The sequence below is a fragment of the Isoptericola sp. NPDC057191 genome (assembly GCF_042670225.1).
In the GTDB taxonomy this organism is placed as follows: Bacteria; Actinomycetota; Actinomycetes; order Actinomycetales; family Cellulomonadaceae; genus Isoptericola.
The window spans coordinates 1-3,378 of the sequence record NZ_JBHUWC010000281.1 but is presented as its reverse complement, the minus strand read 5'-3'; the positions used below and the strand labels follow the sequence as shown (position 1 = coordinate 3,378).

3 protein-coding genes are annotated in these 3,378 nt (G+C 74.3%); 2 read left to right on the top strand and 1 reads right to left on the bottom strand.

From position 1 onward, the window contains the following. Positions 1-252 (bottom strand): hypothetical protein (locus tag ACFT55_RS19755; protein ID WP_380245556.1); only part of this gene is annotated, 252 nt, incomplete at its 3' end. 4 nt (positions 253-256) lie between these two features. On the opposite strand from ACFT55_RS19755, the gene ACFT55_RS19750 reads away from it, so the two are divergent. Together ACFT55_RS19750 and ACFT55_RS19745 are read left to right on the top strand one after the other, a co-directional pair. Further along, entirely contained in the window at positions 257-1,981 is a 1,725-nt protein-coding gene (locus tag ACFT55_RS19750; RefSeq protein WP_380245555.1) for a peptidoglycan D,D-transpeptidase FtsI family protein, read from the top strand. A 96-nt stretch (positions 1,982-2,077) separates the two neighbouring features. Further along, the coding region (locus ACFT55_RS19745) for a Mur ligase family protein (protein ID WP_380245554.1) at positions 2,078-3,378 on the top strand (1,301 nt) is incomplete at its 3' end.

Genomic DNA, 3,378 nt, shown 5'->3' with positions numbered 1-3,378 from the left:
GACTCGTGGGGTGAGCACCTCCCGTCCGTCGTCCGGCACGACGTCGCGCACGCCGTCGTCGGTGCAGCGCAGCTCGGGCCGGACCACCTCCGCGGGGCGGACGAGCCGTCCGACGACGGCCGTGCGCGGCGCGGGAGGACGGGCAGGGACGCGGACCCCCGCACGGGGCTCGGGCGCGCCGCCGCGGCCGCGCGCCGGCGCCGCGGCCCGCAGGGGGCCCGGCGACCCCGGACGGCGGCAGCGGTGGATCATCGTCGTGGCCGCCCTCGTCCTGACGGTGTTCGTCGGGCGCCTCGTGCAGGTGCAGATCTTCCAGGGTCCCGCGCTGGCGGCGAAGGCCCAGAAGGAGCGGACCACGCAGTCGGTGGAGATCGCGCACCGCGGCGACATCGTCGACGCGAACGGACGCGTGCTGGCGACGTCCGTCGACCGCTACACGATCTCGGCGGACACCCTCGCCATCCAGAGCTTCCGCGGCGGCCAGCGGGTGGACACCGCCACCGGGAAGGCGGTGCAGGACGGCGCGCTCGGCATCGCGCAGCTCCTCGCCCCGATCCTCGACGAGCAGCCCGCGGAGCTCGCGGCGCGGCTCAACGGCGACGACCGGTACGTGATCCTCAAGCGGAACGCGGTGCCCGAGATCCAGCGGGCGATCACCAAGCTGCAGCTCCAGGCGTACATCAGCACCGAGCTCACGTCCCGGCGCACCTACCCGGCGGGGGTGGTCGCCGGCACGCTGGTCGGCTACGTCGACGGCGACCAGGTGGGCCAGGGCGGCCTCGAGCGTGCCTACGACGACGTCCTGGCGGGCACCGACGGCAAGGTGACGTACGAGCGCGGCCGCGACGGCGTCATGATCCCGAACTCCCAGCAGGACGCCACGCCCGCCGTGCCGGGCAGCGACGTCGTGCTCACGATCGACAGCGACGTGCAGTGGAAGGCCGAGGACCTCATCGACCAGGCCGTGTCGTCCTCGGGCGCCGCCTACGGGATCGCCGTGGTGCAGCGGGTGGGCGACGGCACCGTCCTGGCCGTGGCGGACTCCGGCGACGTGGACCCCAACGACCGGTCGACCTCCGAGGTCGCCAACGGCTCGCGGGCGGTCAAGGACGTGTTCGAGCCCGGGTCCACCGGCAAGGTCATCACGATGGCCTCCGCGCTCGAGGGGGGCTACTGGAAGCCGGACAGCCAGTTCACGGTGCCCTACCGGTACACGGCCCCCAACGGTGAGACGTTCAAGGACTCGCACGAGCACCCCGTGCAGCACCTCACGCTCGCGGGGGTCCTGGCGCACTCCTCCAACACGGGCACGGTGCAGATCGGCGAGAAGATCCCGCAGCAGGTCCGGTACGACTACCTGCGCAAGTTCGGCTTCGGGCAGCCGACCGGGCTGGGGCTGCCGGGCGAGTCGGCCGGCATCCTGCCGGACCGCGACAGCTTCGCGCACGACGCGCGGACGCCGTACACGATCCTGTTCGGCCAGGGCGTGGCCGTGAACGCGATGCAGGCCACCCAGGTGTTCTCGACGGTCGCGAACGGCGGCGTCCGGGTCGAGCCGAGCATCTTTGCCGGCACGAGGGCCGCGGACGGCACGTTCACCCCGGCGGCGGCGCCGCAGAAGACGCGCGTCGTCTCCGAGAAGACCGCGAGCTCCCTGATGCGCATGATGGAGTCGGTCACGGGGGAGGAGGGCACCGCCGCCAACGCGCGGGTCCCGGGCTACCGCGTCGCGGGCAAGACGGGCACCGCGCAGATGTGGCTGCCGGGCGGCGGCACCACCTACATGGCCTCGTTCATCGGTGTCGCACCGGCGGAGGACCCGCAGTACACGGTGTCGGTGTTCCTGCGCAGCCCGCAGTCGTCGATCTACGGCGGCGTGGTCGCGGCGCCGGTGTTCAGCGACCTCATGGGGTACACCCTGCAGAAGATGGACGTGCCTCCGAGCACGCGGCCGTCCGACCCGTACGACCTCACCTGGTGAGCCCGGCGACCGAGGGCGGCGCGACCTCCGTGACGGTCGTCATGCCCGGCACGTCGGGTGCCGGGCGGGCAGCCCGCAGACGGTAGGTTCTTCTCCGTGACATCCCCGCTTCCCCGTATCCGGCCCGCGGGCACGACGCCCCGGCGGGTGCGGGACCTCGCCCTGACCTTCGGGCTCGAGGTGACGACGCCGGCGGGCCCGCAGGACGGGCCCCGGCCGCAGGTCCCCGCCGACGTCGTCGTCACCTCGGTCGCGTCCGACAACCGCGTCGTCGCCGACGGCGACCTCTTCGTCGCCCTCCCGGGCGCGCACGCGCACGGTGCGCGGTTCGCCGCCGACGCCGTCTCGCGCGGCGCGCGCGCGGTGCTCACCAACGCCGCCGGCGCGGCCGCCCTGGCGGCCGGGCCCGAGGCCCTCGACCCCGCCGTGCCCGTCCTGGTTACCGGCGACCCGCGGGCCGTCCTCGGCCCGGTCGCGGCGTGGGTCTACGGAGAGCCCGCCGAGCGCCTCATGACCTTCGGGGTCACCGGCACGAACGGCAAGACCACCACCACGTACCAGGTCGACCACCTGCTGCGCGCCCTGGGCTGGCGGTCCGGGCTGATCGGGACGGTGGAGATGCGGGCGGGCGACCGCGTGCTGCCGAGCCGCCTGACCACGCCCGAGGCCGCCGACCTGCAGGCGCTGCTCGCGGCGATGTGCGAGGACGAGGTGCGGACGCTGGCGATGGAGGTCTCCTCGCACTCGCTGTCCATGCACCGCGTCGACGGCGTCGAGTTCGGCGTCGCCGGGTTCACCAACCTCAGCCAGGACCACCTGGACTTCCACGGCGACCTGCAGTCCTACTTCGACGCGAAGGCGTCGCTGTTCACCCCTGAGCACGCGCGCCGTGGCGTCGTCGTGGTCGACGACGTCTGGGGCGAGCGCATGGCCGCAGCCGCACGGGTGCCGGTCGCGACGCTGCGCACGCGCCCTGCGCGCCCGGGGGAGGCGGCGGCCGACTGGACCGTGACCGACGTCGCGCAGCACGGCACCGGCTCGGCCTTCACGCTCGGCCACGCCGACGGGCGCACCCTGCGCACGTCCACCTCGCTGCCCGGCGCCTTCAACGTGGCGAACGCCGCGCTCGCCGTCGCGATGGTGCTCGAGGGCGGTGCGCACGTCGAGGACGTCGCCGAGGCGCTCGCCGCCGCGGACGGGCTCTCGGCCGTGGTGCCCGGCCGCATGGAGGTCGTCGGGGCGGGCGGCGGTGGCCATCCGCGCGTCGTCGTGGACTTCGCGCACAACACCGAGGCCCTCGAGCTCGCGCTCGCCGCCCTGCGTCCCACGACGGCCGGCCGGCTCGTCGTCGTCTTCGGCGCGACCGGCGACCGGGACAAGGGCAAGCGGCCCGCCAT